25 protein-coding genes are annotated in these 19487 nt (G+C 67.1%); 11 read left to right on the forward strand and 14 right to left on the reverse strand.

The genetic code is table 11. From position 1 onward, the window contains the following. A partial coding sequence (locus tag MSZK_RS09490; RefSeq protein ID WP_142389905.1) for an MFS transporter occupies window positions 1-531 on the forward strand: 531 nt, incomplete at its 5' end. A gap of 3 nt (window positions 532-534) precedes the next feature. Here MSZK_RS09490 and MSZK_RS09495 read toward each other — a convergent pair. After that, a complete protein-coding gene (locus tag MSZK_RS09495) occupies window positions 535-1122 on the reverse strand; it encodes a hypothetical protein (RefSeq protein ID WP_233211201.1) in 588 nt (195 codons plus the stop codon). Between the two features lie 65 nt (window positions 1123-1187). Here MSZK_RS09495 and MSZK_RS09500 point away from each other — a divergent pair, with 65 nt between their 5' ends. The 5 genes from MSZK_RS09500 to MSZK_RS09520 all read left to right on the forward strand — a co-directional run bounded on the left by MSZK_RS09500 (window position 1188) and on the right by MSZK_RS09520 (window position 5062). Further along, window positions 1188-1469 carry a phosphoribosyl-ATP diphosphatase gene (locus MSZK_RS09500; protein ID WP_099247356.1) on the forward strand — a complete coding sequence of 94 codons (282 nt, stop codon included), beginning with the start codon at window positions 1188-1190 and terminating at the stop codon, window positions 1467-1469. Between the two features lie 9 nt (window positions 1470-1478). Further along, the gene (gene hisG / locus MSZK_RS09505) at window positions 1479-2333 is read left to right on the forward strand and encodes an ATP phosphoribosyltransferase (protein ID WP_099247244.1); all 855 of its coding nucleotides are present in this window, start codon (window positions 1479-1481) and stop codon (window positions 2331-2333) included. 64 nt (window positions 2334-2397) lie between these two features. Further along, window positions 2398-2880 carry a DUF4126 family protein gene (locus MSZK_RS09510; protein ID WP_099247246.1) on the forward strand — a complete coding sequence of 161 codons (483 nt, stop codon included), beginning with the start codon at window positions 2398-2400 and terminating at the stop codon, window positions 2878-2880. Beyond that, the gene (locus tag MSZK_RS09515; RefSeq protein WP_099247248.1) at window positions 2877-4247 is read left to right on the forward strand and encodes an FAD-containing oxidoreductase; all 1371 of its coding nucleotides are present in this window, start codon (window positions 2877-2879) and stop codon (window positions 4245-4247) included. The genes MSZK_RS09510 and MSZK_RS09515 overlap by 4 nt, the downstream gene beginning before the upstream one ends. Next, on the forward strand, window positions 4244-5062 hold the full coding sequence (locus tag MSZK_RS09520) for a lantibiotic ABC transporter permease (RefSeq protein WP_099247250.1): 819 nt from the start codon (window positions 4244-4246) through the stop codon (window positions 5060-5062). Before MSZK_RS09515 ends, MSZK_RS09520 begins: the two co-directional genes overlap by 4 nt. A gap of 2 nt (window positions 5063-5064) precedes the next feature. Here MSZK_RS09520 and MSZK_RS09525 read toward each other — a convergent pair whose 3' ends face one another. Beyond that, window positions 5065-5694 (reverse strand): TetR/AcrR family transcriptional regulator, encoded by a 630-nt coding sequence (locus MSZK_RS09525; RefSeq protein WP_099247252.1) that lies wholly within the window; start codon window positions 5692-5694, stop codon window positions 5065-5067. Window positions 5695-5791: 97 nt separating this feature from the next. Between MSZK_RS09525 and MSZK_RS09530 the strand changes: the two genes are divergently transcribed. Both MSZK_RS09530 and MSZK_RS09535 read left to right on the forward strand, forming a co-directional pair. Beyond that, window positions 5792-6901 (forward strand): phosphotransferase, encoded by a 1110-nt coding sequence (locus tag MSZK_RS09530; RefSeq protein ID WP_099247254.1) that lies wholly within the window; start codon window positions 5792-5794, stop codon window positions 6899-6901. Continuing rightward, entirely contained in the window at window positions 6898-7434 is a 537-nt protein-coding gene (locus tag MSZK_RS09535; RefSeq protein WP_099247256.1) for a nuclear transport factor 2 family protein, read from the forward strand. The genes MSZK_RS09530 and MSZK_RS09535 overlap by 4 nt, the downstream gene beginning before the upstream one ends. Here the strand turns inward: MSZK_RS09535 and MSZK_RS09540 are convergent. Beyond that, on the reverse strand, window positions 7425-8090 hold the full coding sequence (locus tag MSZK_RS09540) for a TetR/AcrR family transcriptional regulator (protein WP_233211202.1): 666 nt from the start codon (window positions 8088-8090) through the stop codon (window positions 7425-7427). The genes MSZK_RS09535 and MSZK_RS09540 overlap by 10 nt on opposite strands. Window positions 8091-8171: 81 nt before the next feature. On the opposite strand from MSZK_RS09540, the gene MSZK_RS09545 reads away from it, so the two are divergent. Further along, window positions 8172-8852 carry a hypothetical protein gene (locus MSZK_RS09545; protein ID WP_233211203.1) on the forward strand — a complete coding sequence of 227 codons (681 nt, stop codon included), beginning with the start codon at window positions 8172-8174 and terminating at the stop codon, window positions 8850-8852. A gap of 186 nt (window positions 8853-9038) precedes the next feature. On the opposite strand, the gene MSZK_RS09550 is transcribed toward MSZK_RS09545, so the two are convergent. Genes MSZK_RS09550 through MSZK_RS09570 form a run of 5 tightly spaced genes read right to left on the reverse strand, consistent with a single transcriptional unit; the run spans window position 9039 to window position 12119 of the window. Beyond that, the gene (locus tag MSZK_RS09550) at window positions 9039-9638 is read right to left on the reverse strand and encodes a flavodoxin family protein (protein WP_099247260.1); all 600 of its coding nucleotides are present in this window, start codon (window positions 9636-9638) and stop codon (window positions 9039-9041) included. Further along, on the reverse strand, window positions 9632-10138 hold the full coding sequence (locus MSZK_RS09555; protein WP_099247262.1) for an SRPBCC family protein: 507 nt from the start codon (window positions 10136-10138) through the stop codon (window positions 9632-9634). The genes MSZK_RS09550 and MSZK_RS09555 overlap by 7 nt, the downstream gene beginning before the upstream one ends. Beyond that, window positions 10135-10449, reverse strand: coding sequence for a helix-turn-helix transcriptional regulator (locus MSZK_RS09560; protein ID WP_099247264.1), 315 nt, complete (start codon window positions 10447-10449; stop codon window positions 10135-10137). Before MSZK_RS09560 ends, MSZK_RS09555 begins: the two co-directional genes overlap by 4 nt. Window positions 10450-10491: 42 nt before the next feature. Then, window positions 10492-11277, reverse strand: coding sequence for a thioesterase family protein (locus tag MSZK_RS09565; protein WP_099247266.1), 786 nt, complete (start codon window positions 11275-11277; stop codon window positions 10492-10494). After that, window positions 11274-12119, reverse strand: a complete 846-nt coding sequence (locus MSZK_RS09570; protein WP_099247268.1) for a RecB family exonuclease — start codon at window positions 12117-12119, stop codon at window positions 11274-11276. Before MSZK_RS09570 ends, MSZK_RS09565 begins: the two co-directional genes overlap by 4 nt. Window positions 12120-12196: 77 nt before the next feature. On the opposite strand from MSZK_RS09570, the gene MSZK_RS09575 reads away from it, so the two are divergent. Next, complete coding sequence (locus tag MSZK_RS09575; RefSeq protein WP_099247270.1) at window positions 12197-13057, forward strand: tRNA (adenine-N1)-methyltransferase; 861 nt, start codon at window positions 12197-12199, stop codon at window positions 13055-13057. Between the two features lie 70 nt (window positions 13058-13127). Here the strand turns inward: MSZK_RS09575 and MSZK_RS09580 are convergent, their stop codons facing one another. The 3 genes from MSZK_RS09580 to MSZK_RS09590 are packed head-to-tail and all read right to left on the reverse strand — an operon-like array spanning window position 13128 to window position 14515. After that, the gene (locus MSZK_RS09580) at window positions 13128-13421 is read right to left on the reverse strand and encodes a DUF503 domain-containing protein (RefSeq protein WP_099247272.1); all 294 of its coding nucleotides are present in this window, start codon (window positions 13419-13421) and stop codon (window positions 13128-13130) included. Then, window positions 13422-14012: a hypothetical protein gene (locus MSZK_RS09585; protein WP_099247274.1), complete on the reverse strand. Its 591-nt coding sequence runs from the start codon at window positions 14010-14012 to the stop codon at window positions 13422-13424. It lies immediately after the preceding gene. Between the two features lie 11 nt (window positions 14013-14023). Further along, window positions 14024-14515: a hypothetical protein gene (locus tag MSZK_RS09590; protein ID WP_099247276.1), complete on the reverse strand. Its 492-nt coding sequence runs from the start codon at window positions 14513-14515 to the stop codon at window positions 14024-14026. Window positions 14516-14662: 147 nt separating this feature from the next. Here MSZK_RS09590 and arc point away from each other — a divergent pair, with 147 nt between their 5' ends. Then, complete coding sequence (gene arc / locus MSZK_RS09595) at window positions 14663-16465, forward strand: proteasome ATPase (RefSeq protein ID WP_099247360.1); 1803 nt, start codon at window positions 14663-14665, stop codon at window positions 16463-16465. 122 nt (window positions 16466-16587) lie between these two features. Here the strand turns inward: arc and MSZK_RS09600 are convergent, their stop codons facing one another. From MSZK_RS09600 to MSZK_RS09610, 3 genes are read right to left on the reverse strand one after another with little or no spacing between them, the layout of a single operon-like run. Next, on the reverse strand, window positions 16588-17199 hold the full coding sequence (locus tag MSZK_RS09600) for a hypothetical protein (protein WP_099247278.1): 612 nt from the start codon (window positions 17197-17199) through the stop codon (window positions 16588-16590). After that, window positions 17183-18343: a hypothetical protein gene (locus MSZK_RS09605; RefSeq protein ID WP_099247280.1), complete on the reverse strand. Its 1161-nt coding sequence runs from the start codon at window positions 18341-18343 to the stop codon at window positions 17183-17185. The genes MSZK_RS09600 and MSZK_RS09605 overlap by 17 nt, the downstream gene beginning before the upstream one ends. A 1-nt stretch (window position 18344) precedes the next feature. Beyond that, on the reverse strand, window positions 18345-19487 hold the full coding sequence (locus tag MSZK_RS09610) for a hypothetical protein (RefSeq protein WP_099247282.1): 1143 nt from the start codon (window positions 19485-19487) through the stop codon (window positions 18345-18347).

The following is a 19487-nucleotide window of genomic DNA, read 5'->3' on the forward strand; positions in this document are numbered from 1 at the left end:
GCGATCTACACGGTGATCACCTCGGTGGTCAACGTGGCGACCACGCTGATCGCGATCGCGCTGATCGACAAGATCGGGCGAAAGCCGTTGCTGCTCATCGGTTCGTCCGGGATGGCGGTCACGCTGATCACCATGGCGATCATCTTCGCCAACGCCACCGTGGTGGATGGCAAGCCGAACCTGCCCGGCGCCTCCGGGGTCATCGCATTGATCGCGGCCAACCTGTTCGTGGTCGCGTTCGGCATGTCCTGGGGACCGGTGGTCTGGGTGCTGCTCGGTGAGATGTTCCCCAACCGCATCCGGGCCGCGGCGCTGGGCCTGGCCGCGGCCGGACAGTGGGCCGCCAACTGGCTGATCACCGTGACGTTCCCCGGCCTGCGCGACCACCTCGGCCTGGCGTACGGCTTCTATGGGCTGTGCGCCATCCTGTCGGGGCTGTTCGTGTGGAAGTGGGTCATGGAGACCAAGGGTGTGTCGTTGGAGGACATGCACGCCGAGCTGCTGCACGAGGACAAGTCCGCGCCGGCCTGACCGCTACGGCACGTCGGTGTACTGCCAGCTGACGCCGGTGTTGGAGAACGTGAAGCCGTTGCCGGTCTGCTCGCTGAGGCATGAGATTCCGACCTCTTGCTGAGTGTTGCAGCGGAAGCCGGCCGCGGCCAGGATCTTGTTGAACGGCAAGGTTTTCGTGGTCCCCGACGGCTGCTTGACCTCATCGGCCGGCACCGCGGCGAACTGCGGATCCCCCAGCGTGCGCACCACGATCGTGTTCGGGGCAGCGCTCTGCCCGGTGTCGTCGGTCACGCTCTGCGGCGCCCCGGTGACCCCGATGCGTCCGGTGCCTGCGGTCGACTGGCAGCCGGCCCAGCTGCGGGGGACGATCACGCATCGCCAGCTGCCGCTCGGACTGGTGAAGTAGTAACCCGCGTGGACATCGTCGGTGCGTAGGTAATAGTCGAACGCGTTGACCAATTTGTCGTTGCTGGGGCGCGCTGACATGGTGGCAGTGCCGCCTGACGCTGTTTGCTGGGCGGTCTCGTTGGTGGTGACGATCGGGTTGGCGCAGGCGCTCAGCGCCGACGCGGCCAGACTCACCGCCGCCCACGCCCGGAGTCCTCGCACGAGATGCCAGCCTAGTGGCTGATCGCGGGTGCATCCGAAACCGCCGTGACGGCGCCGTGGCCCGCATGGAACAATCGCAGGCCGTGAAGACCTTCGAGGAGCTGTTCGCCGAACTGGGGGAGCGCGCCCGCACCAGACCCGCCGGCAGCGCCACCGTCGCGGCGCTGGACGGCGGCGTACACGGCCTCGGCAAGAAGATCCTCGAGGAGGCCGGCGAAGTGTGGCTGGCCGCCGAACACGAGTCCGACGAGGACCTGGCCGGTGAGATCAGCCAGCTGCTGTACTGGACGCAGGTGCTGATGCTGGCCCGCGGCCTCACTCTCGACGACATCTACCGAAAGCTCTAGGTCGCTGCCATGTTGCGCGTTGCCGTCCCCAACAAGGGGGCATTGTCCGAACCCGCCGCCGAGATCCTGTCCGAGGCCGGCTACCGGCGGCGCACCGACCCCAAAGATCTCACGGTCATCGACCCGGCCAACGGGGTGGAATTCTTCTTCCTGCGACCCAAGGACATCGCGATCTACGTCGGCTCGGGCCAGCTCGACTTCGGGATCACCGGCCGCGATCTGGCTGCCGAATCCGACGCCCCGGTGGTCGAGCGGCTGGCGCTGGGCTTCGGATCGTCGAGCTTCCGGTACGCCGCGCCGGCCGGGCGGGACTGGACGGTAGCGGATCTGGCCGGCAAGCGAATCGCCACCGCCTATCCGAACCTGGTCCGAAAAGATCTGGCGGACAAGGGAATCGAGGCGACCGTCATCCGGCTGGACGGGGCGGTCGAGATCTCGGTGCAGTTGGGTGTTGCCGATGCGATCGCCGACGTGGTGGGTTCCGGTCGCACCCTGCGACTGCACGATCTGGTGGCTTTCGGTGACACGCTGTGCGATTCGGAAGCCGTGCTGATCGAGCGGGCCGGCAACGGCGACGACACCCACCGGGCCGCACGCGACCAGCTGGCGGCACGCGTGCAGGGCGTGGTGTTCGGTCAGCAGTATCTGATGCTCGACTACGACTGTCCGCGTGAGGTGCTCGAGCGCGCCACCGAGATCACCCCCGGGTTGGAGTCGCCCACCATCGCCCCGCTGGCCGATCCGGACTGGGTGGCGGTGCGCGCCCTGGTGCCGCGCCGGGCTGTCAACGCCATCATGGACGAACTCGCGGCCATCGGCGCCAAGGCGATTCTGGCTTCCGACATCAGGTTCTGCCGCTTCTGAGGTTCGACCGGCACGCACCTGCGTGTTAGCGTCCCTTTAGTTGCCGCCGGCCCGGAGGACCGCCATGACGCACGCTCTCGTTCTGTTATTGGCCCTGCTGATCGGTGTGATCGCCGGTCTGCGCGCGCTGACCGCCCCGGCGGTGGTGGCGTGGGGCGCGTTCCTCGGGTGGATCGACGTGACCGGCAAGTGGTCGGAGTGGGTGGCCCACCCGATCACCGTGACCGTGCTGACCGTTCTGCTCTTCGTTGAGCTCGTCACCGACCAGCTGCCGAAAACGCCCAGCCGCAAGACCACAGCGCAGTTCCTGACCCGCCTGCTGACCGGTGCGTTCGCCGGTGCGGTGATCGGGAGCGCGTTCTATCACACGTTCAGCTCGGTGGGTGCCGGCATGATCGGCGCCGTGCTGGGCACCCTCGGCGGTTACGAGGCGCGGTCCAGGCTGGTGGCGGCCAACGGTGGTCGCGATCTGCCGGTGGCGGTGGCCGAGGACGTCATCGCGGTCGGCGGCGGGTTCCTGATCGCCTATCTCGTCAGCGTCCTGTGACGACCTCATTCGACGCGATCGTCATCGGCGCCGGGCAGGCCGGCCCACCGCTGGCCGGCCGGCTGACCGCGCAGGGTCAGACGGTCGCGGTGGTCGAACGCAAACTGGTCGGCGGGACCTGCGTGAACTCGGGTTGCATCCCCACCAAGACGCTGGTGGCCAGTGCACACACCGCGCACACCGCCCGCCGGGGCGCCGACTACGGGGTGTCCACCGGTGCGGTGTCCGTGGACATGGCAAAGGTCAAGGCGCGCAAGGACGGAATAGTGCTCGGCGACCGCAGCGGGGTCGAATCGTGGCTGGAGGGGATGGACGGCTGCACCCTGATCCGCGGCCACGCGCGGTTCGAGGATCCGCACACCCTGCGGGTCGACGACCAACTCCTGCGGGCCGACCGGATCTTCCTGAACGTCGGTGGCCGGGCGGTGGTGCCCGACCTTCCCGGGCTGTCCGACATCGACTACCTGACCAACGTCGGCATCCTCGAACTCGACACGGTGCCCGAGCATCTGGTGATTGTCGGCGGCAGCTACATCGGCCTGGAATTCGCCCAGATGTATCGTCGGTTCGGCGCCCGCGTCACCGTGCTCGAGCGGGGACCGCGGCTGACCCCCCGAGAAGACGAGGACGTGTCGGCAGCAGTCGAAGACATTCTGACCGCCGAGGGAATCATCGTGGTCACCGGTGCGGACGGACTGCGGTTTACCAAGCGTGACAACGGCTTCGACGTCGTCGCGCGCGACGGCGCCGAGCCGATCGCCGGCACTCACCTGCTGGTCGCGGTGGGCCGCCGCCCCAACACCGACGACCTGGGACTGGAACGGGCCGGCGTCGAGGTCGACGGCCGCGGCTACATCGTCGTCGACGACCAGTTGCGCACCAGCGCCGCACACATCTGGGCGATGGGGGACTGCAACGGCAAGGGCGCCTTCACCCACACGTCCTACAACGACTACGAGATCGTCGCCGCCAATCTGTTCGACAACGATCCGCGCCGGGTCAGCGACCGGGTGCCGACCTACGCGCTCTACATCGACCCGCCGCTCGGCCGGGCCGGGATGACGATCGCCCAGGTCCGCGCCTCGGGACGGCCGGCGCTGGTCGGCAAGCGCCCGATGACCCGGGTCGGCCGGGCAGTGGAAAAGGGTGAGACACAAGGGTTCATGCAGATCGTCGTCGACGCCGAGACCGACGAGATCCTCGGTGCGGCCATCCTGGGGGTCGGCGGCGACGAGGTCATCCATTCGATCCTCGACGTCATGTCGGCCGGGCTTCCCTACACCGCGATATCGCGCACCATGCACATCCACCCGACGGTCAGCGAGCTCGTGCCCACCATGTTGCAAGAGATGACACCACTGGAGTGACCGACACCAGCACGCCCACCGGACGCGGCCCGATCACGGCACTGGTTGCCGTCACCTACGTGGCCATGGTCACGATGAACGTGCTGGCCAATGCGTTGCCCTTGAACGGTCGCAACACCGGCGACATCTCCGACGCGTACCCGAGCCTGTTCACCCCGGCCGGCATCACGTTCTCCATTTGGAGCCTGATCTATCTGCTGCTGGGGCTGCACGTGCTCTACCAGCTCGGGCTGTTCCGCGTCGGCCGCCTCGACGGCGACCAGACCGCGCTGCTCAATCGGGTCGGACTGCTGTTCGCGGCCTCCTCACTGGCCAACACGGCGTGGATCTTCGCCTGGCACTACGACGTCATACCGCTCTCGGTGGTCTTGATCGTGGCGATTCTGGTGTGCCTGATCCTGATCGCCGACACGATCCGGGCCGCGCACCTCACCACTCGCGAAAAGTGGTTCATCGCAGTGCCGTTCAGCATCTACTTCGGCTGGACCACGGTGGCTACGGTGTCCAACGTGACCGTGCTGTTGGTCAGCGTGGGCTGGGACGGCTTCGGGATCAGTGCCGCGGCATGGGCCACCGTCATCGTCGTGGTGGCGATGCTGATCGGCACGGCCACGATGCTGCGTAACCGCGATGTCGCCTATGGGCTGGTGTTGATCTGGGCGTTCAGCGGCATCCTGCTCCGGCAGGTGTCCCCGGCGGGATTGGACGGTCGCTACCCGACTATCGTCGCGGCTGTCGTTGCGTCACTGGTGATTTTCGCCGCGGCTGAGGTGCTCGTGCTGCGGCGGCGGACGCACGGCATGGCCTCGGCATGACGTTATAGCGGCGGACCCGAAGAGGGGTCCACGGCGGGGAACGTCGACACCACACCGAGGATCATCTCAAGCGTTGCCTCTTCGGCGGCGATACGAAGGTCGGCGGACGGGTAGTGCTGGCGTTCGAGATCGGCCAGCAGAGCGAACACCACGGTGATCAAGCCGCGGACGCGAATCGTGCGGTCAATCGACGATTCTGCCGCGTTGGCAGCGAGGCGCCCGACGATCAACGATGTCGCCGTCCATTCCGGCCGCCCGACAAGCTCAACGCCCGGGTAGTCACGGACTTTCTCCATGAAGCGGGCGTGGTAGCTACCGGACCCGGTGCGCTGGTATTCGAAGACTGGGCCGAGCAGCGCCTCGAGAAGTCCGCGCGCGGTGACGTTGCCCGCGGCCTCCAGTGCCGCCAGCAGCTCGAGGCGTTTGGGTTCGAATTCGCTCTGGCGTTCGTCGATGACTGCCGTTATCAGGCGGTCCCGGTTGCCGAAGTGATAGCGGATGGCGGCGCTGTTCTGCTGACCCGCCGCGGCGATCACCTGTCGCAGCGAGACCGCGGGTCCGTGTTCGGCGATGAGGCGTTCAGCGGCATCGATCAGCGCCGTGCGACCCGACCGCTGGCCACCCTCACTCATCAGGCCACGGTATCACAATCGTATTGCAGATCTAACCCAAACGTATTAGCTTCTCGAGCATGGACTTTTCTTTCTTTGCTAGCCACGCGGCGGTGTGATGTCAGACCTGGGCGCGATTCCGACCGATCCGACGGCGCTGACTCCTGACTTGCTACAGCGGTTGATCCACACTCTCAATCCCGACGTCGCGGTGCGCGACGTTGCGGTGCGCCGGGTGTGGCAATGGGGCGAGGGGGACGCGGTATCGACCGCGGGACGCGTGGACCTGGACCTGACCTACGATGCGTCCGGCGACGACCTGCCCACGCGGGTGGTCCTCAAGGTGGCGCGTCCGGAGTTACCTGCATTTCCGCTGTACCGCAACGAGGTCGCTGCATACACCCGGTTGCAGCCGTGGCGTTTTCTGCGAACCCCACGATGCCTCGGTGCCTGGTTCGACGAGCCCACCGGGAGTTTCGGGCTGGCGCTGGAGGATCTCACCACCTCGGGGGCCCGGTTCGCCTCGGCGGCCGCTTCGCCCTCTCTGGCGAGCCTCGAAGACGCCATCGCACAGTTGGCCATGCTGCATGCCCGGTATTGGGGATCTCGCAGAGATTGGTCGTCGGCGGAGCTGGGATGGGCGCAGACCCATGTCGCCGGCGAGTTGCACGAGCTGTTCAACCATCCCGATCTGGTGCCGGCGATGATCGCCGACGAGGTGGCCGGCACCGGCCACAAGCGTGAATTGGTGCAATCGGTCGGCGAGACCGCGGATTCGCTCTTCGACAAGGTTCGGTTGGTCCAGCGGCACCAGTCAGGTTTGAAGCAGACGCTTGTGCACGGCGATTGCCACGTCGGCAACACCTACGTCCTGCCCGACCAGTCGATGGGATTCGTGGACTGGCAGTTGAGCGTCCGGGGGTACTACATGCATGACCTGTCGTATCTGATCACCACCGGACTGGATGTTGCCCAGCGTAGGCAGCATGAACGACGGCTCATCGAATCACACCGGAATCTGTTGCGTGGTCACGGCGTTGACGATCTGCCCACGGCCACGGAGGCCTTCGACGAGTATCGCCGTGCCCAGGCCTGGAACACCTATATCGGGTGGCTGACGTGTCCGGTGGCAAATTACGGCTGGGAGATCAACGTGGCCAACCACATTCGACTTCTCACCGCCTACCGCGATTTGGACAGCGCCGCCGCGATCGAGGAACTTCGATGACCGTCGAAGAGCGGCTGCAGAGTCTGATCGACAAGGACGAGATCCGCGAACTGGCGCTACGGTATTGCCGCGGTGTCGACCGCAAGGATCCGGCGTTGTTGCGTTCGCTCTACACCCGCGACGGGATCGATAACCACGCGAACATCTTTCGCGGCAGCGCCAGCGAGTACGTCGACTTTCTGGAATCCACTTTTCAGTTCATCCAGATCGGCGCGCATTATGTCTGCAACCACCTGATCGAGTTGGACGGTGACCAGGCCAGCGGTGAGGTCTATGCCCTTGGTTACCACATCCTGCCCACGGGGCAAGGATCGCCGACAGAGTCGTTCGTTGGCGTTCGCTACCTCGACCACTACCGGCGCGAAGATGGCGAATGGCGTTTTGCCACCAGGGAACTTGTCATTGACCTCGATCGAAGTCACACCATCGACCACCGTGGCGCGGGCGATGTTGCGCCTGAGACGGACCTGTCCTACCAGCTGCTGGCAGGTGCGCGATTCGCACGCAGAACCCCGCCCGCGGATCAGTGCTGAGGCCGCGGGGTGGCGCCGAACGCGGCGAGCGTGCGCTGCACGGAACCTTCCAGCAAGTCGGTATCCAAGGGTCGGTCCAGCAGAAGCAGCCGGACGTACGTCGGGGCGACGAGATACTCGATCAACGTCTGAGGGTCGGTATCGGCCGGGAGTTCCCCGCGTTGAACGGCACGCCGGGCGATGACGGAGGCGCCGGCAAAGCGCTTTTCCCAGAACGCCTTTCGGGCCTGAACTGAAACGGGATTGCCGGCATCCAGTGCCGCCGCAGTGCGCAGTATCCGCTCGATCCCCGGTCGACGCAACAGCTCTGATATCTGGCTCAGCAGCGCACGTAGGTCGTCCTCGAGGCCCCCGGTGTCGGGCACGGGGTTGTCGATCTCGGCGAGGTGGCCGATCGCGCCGGCGGCGAGGTCGGCGGGAGTGGGCCAGTGCCGGTAAACCGTCGTCTCTGCGACTCCTGCGATCCGCGCGACAGTGGCGATGCTCAGCCCTTCGTATCCGTGCTCGATCAGCTGCTGAAGCGCGGCGTCGAGCACGGCGGTGCGCACTCGCGCCGACCGGCCTCCGGTGCGGCGCTTGACCTGAGGTTGCCCCTCGGCCATCTGGACCTCCTGGTGGCTGACCTTGACGAACAAACGGTGGAAGCCTAACGTCACCTTAACGACAGCAAAATAGCGTTAAGGGACATCATGGCAACAGGGAATCCACTGCCGATCGTCGGCAGGATTGGTGGTCGTATGGTCGCCCGCGACGCCGTCCTGAGGTGGGAGGACCGCCGGATCACCGCCGCCGCCAAGAAGCTCGGCGTGCGTGCACCGTCGAGCGGTGACGTGTCGGACCGACGTGAGGCCTTTCTCTGGGAGAAGCTCGCCTTGGGTACCGACGAGATCCACCGACGATTGCGTCGAGAAGCCGCGCTGGCCGGCGCGGTCGCCAAGGCGGAGGCGCGACTGAGCCGTCGGCGACGATTCAGCGTGACCGACCTGTACGTGCCTGCCGGCTCGGCGGCTCGGTTCGTCGAGTTCTACTGGGATCTCGTGCGTCGTAACGACGAGGTCGAACTGCTGCGTGCCCACCCCGATCATTTCGTCCAACGCATCGGGCCCGATGGCCGGCACGAGGTCTTGGAGACCAACGGGGGAAGTCCGCTGGCCGCCTGGTTTTTCATCGATTACGAGGATCTGTCGAAGGTCGTCACGCCGGTCGATCCAGCGTTTCCCGGGCAACTGGCCGGTGTCGCCTACGCCGACGGCGTTGCTGTTGGAGCCGTCCGCCATCAGTTCCGCGACACCGATGGCGGCTTTCACGCTCGACTCGTTGTCGAGTTCCCGCTGCTGACCTTGGGGCACATGGTTGCCGGGCACCGTTGGCACCTGGCGTGCGAATTCTCCAACTGGATCGAGGCCGCTCACAACTGACGGCGCCCTCAACCGACACCGAGAAGGGATCGCACAACGCGCAGAGGATCGAATTTCCCAGCAACGGTGAAACATTGGTCAGCCGACTCGCTCGGCCCGACGACGCGAGCGGACCGCCCGGCCCCCGCGACCGCGCGGCGTTTGGTCAAGCGTTACCACCGACTTGCTGATGCATCGGCGGGGCATTCAGCCTGATGCGGGCACACCAAGAGCTCGCCCGGCCAGGAGCTGTCCGGTCACGGACGCGACCCGGTGTCCCAGGTGTTCGCAGGTGCGAAGGTCCGAGTCGTGCACGGCGGTGGCGTCGGCATCGACGTCGGTGGACGCGCCTGCGCCCAGCCAGAAGCCGAGCCGATTGAGGTCGAATTCGGTTGCGCCGCGCGCATTCCACCCGGCAGGCAGGCCGAGATTGACCCAGTGCATGTGATGCTGGGCGGCGAACACGGCCAGGGCGCTCAGCGTCTGCAGCTTGTCGCCGGCCTTGGCGCCGGAGTTGGTGAAGCCGGCGCCGACCTTGTCGCGCCAGGTGCCCTCCATGCAGCGCCGCCCGGTGCGTTCGGCAAAGCCCTGGAATCCTGCCGACACATTGCCCATGTAGGTCGGGCAGCCGAAGATGATCGCGTCGGCGGCGTCGAGCACCGCCCAGTCGTCGTCGCCGACGGTGTCGACGGCCAGCAGCGTGGTTGCCGCACCGGCCGGTTCGGCTCCACGGCCGACGGCTCGGGCCAGTGTCGCGGTATGACCGAACCCGGAGTGGTAAGCCACCGCGACCCGCGGCGTCACCACGTCTGTCCTCCATATGTGCTGTCGGCCAGCTCGCGGTAGCGCTGCGGCCAGTCGGGTATCGGTAACCCGGCCAGGTGGGCGTCCAAGCGGTCGAGGTAGGCGTGCGTGCCGGGCCGGAAACCGTTGGCGTTGCGCACCCCGAGGCCGCGGTGGCTGAACCGGAGCAGAGTCCCGTCGCCGTCGGTACTCAGCTCGTAGCGCACGACGCCGGGTTCGACGATCCGCTGATTCCACACGTGTTCGAAGACGTGCGGCGGGTCCCACACCAGGATCTGTCCGGTCATCCGTTTCTGGTCGTCCGGGATCGGCGGTGCGGTGGGCGTCATCTCGATCGTTCCGCCCTCACGGGCGTCGATCGTGGTCTCGCCCATCCACTGGGCCCGCTCGATCGGGTCGGTGATCGCGGCCCACACCCGTTCGATGGGATGGGGTAGCCGGCGCTCGAAAGTCAGCACCGCCCGGTCGTTTTCGATGCTGATCCGGCCCTCGGGGGTGGTCATGAATTCTCCTTCGTGTCGTCGAGGTGGCGCTCCAACGCATCGAGATGGCCGGTCCAGAACTGTCGGTAGCGTTCGATCCAGCCATCGATGGCAACCAGGCCGTCGGCCCGCAACGCATAGATCCGCCGTTGCGCGTCGGGGCGTACCTCGACCAGTCCGACTTCCCGCAGGATGCGCAGATGTCGCGACACCGAGGGCTGGGTCAGATCCGGTAGCGCCGCAACGAGTTCCCCGGCGGTGCGGTCACCACCCGCGAGGGTGTCCAAGAGTATCCGGCGGCTGGGTTCGGCGATCGCCTCGAAGACGTCCATTCAGCCAGTATTGCATTAGGCCTATATAGGCGCAAGCAAATATTACTGTCGTTGCACCAGCAGTGTCTGCGCCGAGGTGCCGATGAACCCGTTGCGGTCGAACAGTTCGGCGGTGGTCACGCCAATACCGTCCGGGCCGATCGACCCGCGGGCTCGGACTGCGAAATCATTGCCCGCGGGCAGTCGGTGCAGATGCACCACGGTGTCGGTGTTCATGTAGACGAACTGTTGCGGATCAAGGGCCGCGCCGATGCCGTTGGCGGAGTCAACCACCATCGCCAGGCGCTGCAGTGCGGTGGTCGGCTCGTCATCGACCAGGTTCGCACCCGGCGACATCCAGTACACCGTGCCCGTCGAACGCTCCTGCTGGGGTCGCCAGTGCACCGAGTCGATGTAGCCACCGGCATCCTTCCAGTGCAGTTCCAGGGGGGCGGTCGGGCCTTCGACCAGGGGTGGATAGCGGTCGGTGGCGGCGTCGGTGGTGTCTGAGGTGGCCAATGCCCAGGCGGTGACCCGGGCCACGGTCCGCGGTGGGCCGTCCGGGCGCTCGGCGGCCATCTCGGCCGAGAGCATCGCGATGCGACTGCCCGGCCGGTCCACCCGGGCCCGCACCCGCACCTCGCTGACCGGGATCGCCCCCAGGATGTCCAGGCTCACCCGCCCGATGCGCATCCCGGGCCGCAACTGCTCCTCGATGGCTTTGGTCAAAAGTGCCAATGGTGGTGAGCCGTGCTGGATTTCGGGAGTCCAATTGCTGCGGGTGTGGTCGGTGGAGGCGAAGACCTGGGCGTCGGCATCGGTGCCCAGCCGCCGGTAGTAGCACCTCACGCGGCCGGTTCGCCGGCCTGCTCGGGCCAGCCCGGGTACGGAGGCGGGGTGCCACCGTACGCCGGGCACACCGACTGATGGCTGCACCAGTTGCACAGCTTGGACGGGTTGGGCCGGAAATCGCCTGTCGCGCCGGCGGATTGGATCGCCCGCCAAATGGCCATCAGCGTCTTCTCGAAGCGCAGCAGCTCGTCGAGCTCGGGGGCGTAGTCCAGCAGCTGGCCGTCGGCCAGGTAGATCAGCCGCAACCGGGTCGCCAGCACGTCTCGCGAGCGCAGCAGCGCCACGGCATAGAACTTCATCTGGAACAACGCCTTGAACTCGGCCAGCGCTCGGGCCGCCGGCGGCGCCTTGCCGGTCTTGTAGTCGACCACCCGCAGCTCGCCGGTGCCCGCCACGTCGATGCGGTCGACATAGCCACGTAGCAGCGTGCCGTCGGCCAATTCGACCTCGATGCGCTGCTCGCAGCTCTGCGGGTCGAACCGGGTCGGGTCTTCCAGGCGGTAGTAGCCGCTGAGCAGGTCCCGTGCCTCGGCCAGCAGCTGGCCGCGCTGGTCCTCGGTGAACCCGTCGACCAGATCGGGATGCTCGGCCAGCACCCGGTCCCAGGCCGGGTCCACCAGCGACAGCGCGGTCTGCGGGCCGCGGTCGGCGGCGGGCAGGCCGTAGAGCTGCTCGAGGGCGGCGTGTACCACCGAGCCGCGCAACTGGGCGGTCGACGGCGGCTCGGGCAACCGGTCCACCGCCCGGAACCGGTACAGCAGCGGGCACTGCTTGAAATCGGCGGCCCGCGACGGCGACAGCGCGGGACGCGGTCGCTCTGCGGCCCCGGTATCGCTCATACGCCGAGCCTAGGACGGTGTGCCGACAAGCGGACGGCACGTGGCGCGGCGAGTCCGCTATGGCAGGCTGAACGGCTGTGACCGACGCCCGTGCCGAATCCCCGCGACCCACCGGTCCCTTCGTCGTCGGGGACCGCGTGCAGCTCACCGACGCCAAGGGCCGGCACTACACGATGATCCTGAACCCGGGCAGCGAATTTCACACCCATCGCGGTGCGATCGAGCACGACGCGGTGATCGGCCTGCCGGAGGGCAGCGTGGTCAAGTCGACCAATGGCGACTCGTTCCTGGTGCTGCGGCCCCTGCTCATCGACTACGTGCTGTCGATGCCGCGGGGAGCGCAGGTCATCTACCCCAAGGACGCCGCCCAGATCGTCCACGAGGGCGACATCTTCCCGGGCGCCCGGGTGCTGGAAGCCGGCGCAGGGTCAGGGGCGCTGACATGTTCGCTGCTGCGGGCGGTCGGGCCCACCGGAGAGGTGATCTCCTACGAGGTGCGCGACGACCATGCCGTGCACGCCCAACGCAACGTGGCCACGTTCTTCGGGCAGGACCCACCGAACTGGCGGCTGATCATCGGCGATCTGGCCGATTCCGAGCTGGCCGAGGCGTCCGTCGACCGGGTCGTACTGGACATGCTGGCCCCGTGGGACGTGCTGGAGACCGTGTCCCGGCTGCTGATCCCCGGCGGCGTACTGATGGTCTATGTGGCGACCGTGACCCAGTTGTCCAAGGTCGTGGAGGCACTGCGCGAGCAGCAGTGCTGGACCGAACCGCGGTCGTGGGAGACGCTGCAGCGGGGCTGGAACGTCGTCGGCCTGGCGGTGCGCCCGCAGCACAACATGCGCGGGCACACCGCGTTCCTGGTCTCGGCCCGCAGGCTCGCCCCGGACACGGTCACCCCGACCCCGCTGCGCCGCAAGAAGCTGCAGGTCTAGACCGCGCCGAAACCGACGTTTCGCCGAAGAAGTGCGAGAAGAGGCCTGCAAAACGTCGATCTCGACGCGGTCAGTCGTCGCTGCGGTGCAGCCCACGACGCACCGAGAGCAGCTCCACCTCCGGACGCGCGGCCACCAGCCGTTCGGCGGCGTCGAGCACCTCGACGACATGGGCGCGATCGCCGGCCACCACGGCCACGCCGACACCCGCCCGCCGATGCAGGTCGGGGGAGCCGGTTTCGGCCGCCGACAGCGTGAAGCGGCGCCGCAGCTCGGCCACGATCGGCCGCACCACCGCCCGCTTGTCCTTCAGCGAGTGCACGTCACCGAGGAGCAGGTCGAACTCCAGCCAGCCGATCCACATTCAGGGCGTCGGTGTGGGACTGGCCGGTGTGGGACTGGCCGGTGTGGGACTGGCCGGACTGGGGGTGGCTGTGGCGCCACCGCGGGCATTGCCGAAGGCCAGCAGCATGTCCGCCGTCTCGCGGGACAACTGCCAGCCGCCGCGGTCCTGGTGGAACTCCATCGGGAAGGTGAAGCCGCCGGGGTTGGCCGGGTTCGACGTGGTGACGTTGACCGAGGCCAAGGCGTCGCCCGGGCGGCGGTCCGACCAGCGGATCTCGGTGGCGGTGAAGGTCAGCGGCGTAAACCCGCCGTCGCGTAGTGCGGCCGCGAATTTGTCGATGGTCGCGGCGTCGTCCGGTGTGGTGGCTTCGACGAGTTGAAGTTTGTCGGCACCCTTGACCGCCGGATCGGCCAGTCGGTAGAGCACGTCGGTCAGCACGTCTGGGCTGGGCAGGGCGGTCGCCGTGGGCTCCGGCGGTGCCAGCGCCGTCGACGACTGCTCGAACGGCCGCTGAGTCGACTTCGGCTCGGCGTGGTCAGAACACCCCGAGAGGCTGAGCGCCGCCACGATCGTGGCGGCGCTCAGAATCCCGAACAGGGCGTGACGCATCCAGCGGCGACTCAGCCGGCCGCTTGCATCAGCGCGAGCGCCGACTGCTTGGTCAGCTGCCAGCCGGTGGGGCTGGGGCCCGCGATGAACTGGATGCTCTGGGTGGCCGTCGCGCCGTTGGGCGCGGTCGCGGTGACGTTGGCGGTCGCCGACGGGCCTTCCTGGTCGATGTCGGCCACGGCGAAGCTCAGCGGGAACAGCCCCTTGGCCGACGCGTTGCTGAACGCGCGGTCTGCGGTGATGCCCTCGATGCGGCCCAGGCCGCCCTCGATGTAGGACGCCTTGACGCCGGAGAACGACCCGCCGCCCTGGAGGCCGTCGAGGGTGGCGACGAGCTGGCTCTGGAGTTCGGGGGCCGGCGCCTGCGGCAACGGTGCTCCGAAAACGACGGGTGCGACCGCCGGTGCTACCGGCGAGCTGAATGCAACCGACGTCACACCGGCGGCGGCACCACCGACGATCGCGGCGGCGGCAACGCCGGTGGCTAGCAGTTTCAGGGTCACGGCTGTCCTCTCGATCTGCCCGACTCATCGAAAAGATTAACAGTGTTGCCAGTGTGTCGACATTCCCCGAACGCACATGATCGTGGTTGGGCCGGTAGCGTTGAGGTATCCACCGCACCAACTCTCGGTGTGGGAGAGGAGCGCAAGATGAGTGAGGCACAAGACCCACAACTGTCTAGCGAGGATGCAGCCGAGTTGGAGGAGCTGCGCCGCGAGGCGTCGCTCCTGCGAGACCAGCTCGAGGCACTCGGCGCGCCCGGCGGCATGCGCAGCGCCCGGGACGTCCACCAGCTCGAGGCCCGCATCGACTCTCTGGCAGCGCGCAATGCGAAGCTGATGGACACCCTCAAGGAGGCCCGCCAGCAGCTGCTCGCCCTGCGCGAAGAGGTTGACCGGCTGGGTCAGCCGCCGAGCGGATACGGCGTGCTTCTGGGCTCCCACGAGGACGACACGGTGGACGTGTTCACCTCGGGCCGCAAGATGCGGCTGACCTGCTCGCCGAACATCGACGTCAAGGTTCTCAAGAAGGGCCAGACCGTCCGGCTCAACGAAGCCTTGACCGTGGTCGAGGCCGGCACGTACGAGTCGGTCGGCGAGATCAGCACGCTGCGCGAGATCCTGGCCGACGGCCATCGCGCGCTGGTGGTCGGGCACGCCGACGAGGAACGCATCGTGTGGCTGGCCGAGCCGCTGGTGGCCATCGAGGATCTGCCCAGCGATGTGGCGGAGGCGCTCGACGACGACAACCGCCCGCGCAAGCTGCGTCCGGGCGACTCGCTGCTGGTCGACACGAAGGCCGGTTACGCGTTCGAACGCATCCCGAAGGCCGAGGTCGAAGACCTGGTGCTCGAAGAGGTGCCCGACGTCGCCTACCACGACATCGGCGGACTGACCCGGCAGATCGAGCAGATCCGCGACGCTGTCGAACTGCCGTTCCTGCACAAGGAGCTCTACCGCGAGTACGCGCTGCGGCCGCCCAAGGGTGTGCTGCTCTACGGCCCGCCCGGCTGCGGTAAGACGCTGATCGCCAAGGCGGTGGCCAACTCGCTGGCCAAGAAGATGGCCGAGGTGCGCGGCGACGACGCCCGTGAGGCGAAGTCGTACTTCCTCAACATCAAGGGTCCGGAGCTGCTGAACAAGTTCGTCGGTGAGACCGAACGGCACATCCGGCTGATCTTCCAGCGAGCCCGCGAAAAGGCTTCCGAGGGAACGCCGGTCATCGTGTTCTTCGACGAGATGGACTCGATCTTCCGCACCCGCGGCACCGGCGTGAGCTCGGACGTGGAGACCACGGTCGTGCCCCAGCTGCTCTCCGAGATCGACGGTGTGGAGGGGCTGGAGAACGTCATCGTGATCGGCGCCTCCAACCGCGAGGACATGATCGACCCGGCGATCCTGCGGCCCGGCCGCCTCGACGTCAAGATCAAGATCGAACGGCCGGATGCCGAAGCGGCACTGGACATCTTCAGCAAGTACCTCACCGAGGACCTGCCGGTGCACGCCGACGATCTGGCCGAGTTCGACGGCGACCGAGGGCTGTGCATCAGGGCGATGATCGAGAAGGTCGTCGACCGGATGTACGCCGAGATCGACGACAACCGCTTCCTGGAAGTCACGTACGCCAACGGTGACAAAGAAGTCATGTACTTCAAGGACTTCAACTCCGGCGCGATGATTCAGAACGTCGTCGACCGGGCCAAGAAGTACGCGATCAAGTCGGTGCTCGAAACCGGTCAGAAGGGCTTGCGCATCCAGCACCTGCTCGACTCGATCGTCGACGAGTTCGCCGAGAACGAGGATCTGCCCAACACCACCAATCCCGATGACTGGGCCCGGATCTCGGGCAAGAAGGGCGAGCGGATCGTCTACATCCGCACGCTGGTCACCGGCAAGAGCAGCAGTGCAAGCCGCGCGATCGACACCGAGAGCAACCTGGGCCAGTACCTCTGACCGGTACCGGCCTCAGGTCGCCTCGGGCGTCAGCAGAGGTGTTGGGCGCCCGCGTTGTAGAAGAACGCGGCGTCCTTCGGTTCGATGCCGTCGGCGGCGGCGTAAATTCGTGACGAATCCGCTCAGAATTCCAGCGAATAGCTGTTGGCGAAATTGTCCTGAGTGACGTGGGCGTCGCGGGTGGTGGTGTCCACGCTCAACCGCTCGGTCAGGGTGCGTGCCTCGTAGCGCCAGCCCTCGGGCAACGTCAACCGTGCACCCAGATCCGGCAGATCGGCCAGGCTCAGCCCCGAATCCACCCCCTGGCTGTAGGTCTGCATGACCCAGCGCTGCCCATCCGGGTCGACGAGTTCGAACACCGGCCGTCCGGCGTCGAAGTGGAACACCGTCTTACGGTCCACCTGGTTGGCGCTGTACGGGGCGGGGTTCATCGACGACAGTTTGACCGTCGCCTGGCGGATCATCTCGATCCCGCCGAATGTCTTGGTCTCCTGCTCGTCCGGCGCGACCTTGTCGATCCCGCTCATCAACCAGTAGCGCGGGCCGTTGAGCAGCGCGGCGATCGCCCCGTTCTCCTTGGCGATGGCTTCAGCGTCGAGCTGGGTCCAGAGCTCGGCGGGGCAGTCGTTGAGCGGAAAGCTGTTGTACACAGTGGCTTCCGGGCCGGCTTCGCCCGCGTGGACGAGCAGCACCTCCCCGTAGCGCTTGCCGAACACGTCAATGCGATCTGCCATCACGTTCCTCCATCTCCAGGTAAGCGTCGCGGCCGGCCAGGCTCACCGCGACATCGGCGATCAACGGGTCGAAGAACCGCTGTCGGTACAGCGGGTCCACGCTGGTGCTGACGGTGAAGTAGAGCCCGGACAACACCGCCACGAACAGTGAAGTGTGCACCACGGTCTGGGGGACCGGCACATGGATACCAAACCACGTTCCGGCACAAGGTGGTTCACCGGCCGGGCAGGTCTGCTCGGCCGACCACAACACGGTCACGTCGTCGGGAATCGCGATGGTGCCCAGCGCCACGAAGAACGCGAAGAGTCCGGTGGTGAAGAACACCACCTGGATCGCCTGGGAGACCACCATCACCGCGACGACGTTGACCTGCTCGGCCCGCGACAGCGGGGTGCGGGCCGGGTCCGGTGCGCCGGCCAGTGGCGTGTCGGCCAAGAGAGTGGCGGTGTCCTGCCGGCCCGACCGGTCCTCCCGCAGCGCCCGCACCTCGTCGCGGATGGTCACCACCATGAAGGCGAGTGCCACCAGCGACAGGAAACCGATTGTCTGCCAGAGGCGTTCGCGTGTCATCCGGGCCGACAGCTGCCACAGCTCGCCGGTGAAATACACCACCACGGTCAGCATGAGCAGCGGGAGGGCCCGACTCATCAAGGTGCCCAGGGCGCCGAACTGCAGCCAGGCGAACCGGAACGCCCACAGCACGATCGAGCCGATGCCGAGATAGGTCAGCCACACCGTGAGTGCCGCGACGACGGCGAAACCGGCGACCTCGGCCATCGTCAGGCCGGTCCAGCCACGGTCGGTCAGCGGCAGGCCGATCACGAACAACGCCATCACGAACAATCCCGCGCCGCGTCGCCCGGCCTCGCTACGCGTCGTGCCGGCCTGATGCAGGAAATACAGGGCGAACGGCGCAGCGGCCAGGACGGCCGCCATCACCGACAGCCGCACGACGGTCACGAATCGTGCACTGCCGTCGCTGAAGTCGGCGACCAGAGTCGTGACCGCGATCAGCGCACCGATTCCGCTGACCACCGGGGCCGAGCGCTCGATCAACGCCCGCGAGCGGACCCGGCGGGTCAACACCAGCGGCAGCCCCCGGTCCAGAAACCAGTCCTGGACGTCCCGGGTGTCGGTGCTCACCTCAGCGGCTCCGGCGCGACGCGCGGTAGCGGTCGCGGGCCACCAACGTCAAGCGCAGGTTGTCCAGCAGGGGGTCGAGGAACTGCGAGCGGTACTCCTTGTCGGTGACCGCCTTGGCGGCCAGATACATGAAGGTGATGGCGGTCAGCATCATCGTCGTCTGAATCAGCGGGTCGGGGACCGGCAGGATCATCCCGAGGAATTCGCCGTCGGTGCGGCCGCTGCCGCGCGTCCACGAGTCCAGCAGCGGCGGGCTCACCACGATCAGACCCAACACCAGGAAGATCGTGCCGGTTGCCAGCGCAACCGTGAGCACCTGACCGACCTGGGAGGCGGCGACGATGAACACCACGTTGGCGCGTTCGGAGCGGGACAGCGGGTCGGCGCCGGGCTCGTCGGCGATGTCCTCGAACGGGGTACCGACCAGGCGATCCTGGTCGGCGGGCGCCGGTTCGGGCGCGGCGAGGATGGGCCGGACGCGTTCCAGGGTGCTCGAGACCAGAAACGCCGCGGCGATCAGGAACAGGAATCCGATCGCCAACCACAGCCGCGACCGGCTGATGATCGCCGCCATCAGCCACACGTAGGTGTTGAAGAACACCAGAAACGTCAGCAGCACGACCGGCAGGGCGCGCACGAACATGCCGCTGGCCAGTGCCAGGTTCGCCATGGTGTCGCGCGCGGCCCAGCCCAGCAGCGAGCCGATCCCGGTCGCGGTTGCCACCAGGATGATCCCGATCGAGATCGCCGAGGCCGTCAGGTTCACCAGCACCCGCGGGCTGGGACCGCCGAAGACACAGCCGAGGACGACCAGCACCAGGCAGACGGTGGCGGCCACGCCGCGCGGGCGCGGGGTGTCGATCCGGGACACCAGCCAGCCGGCCAGACCCGCTACCGGTACCACCAACACCACCAGCGCGAGCAGGAAACCCTCGGTCACCGTCGGGCGGCCGTCGATGTCGATGGTGTGCTTGCCCGACAACCGCACCACCAGGATCGAGTTGACCGCGATCACCGCCAGCGCGGCCAGCGCCGGCGCCGAGCGACTCCATACCCGGTGCAGCAGTGCCGTTCGGCGTACCACGGCGGGCAGCCCATGAACGAGAAACCACCGCTCTTGGGTGTAGCGGTCCGGTGCTGTCAT

It is taken from the genome of Mycobacterium sp. shizuoka-1 (assembly GCF_002723835.1).
Taxonomy (GTDB): domain Bacteria; phylum Actinomycetota; class Actinomycetes; order Mycobacteriales; family Mycobacteriaceae; genus Mycobacterium.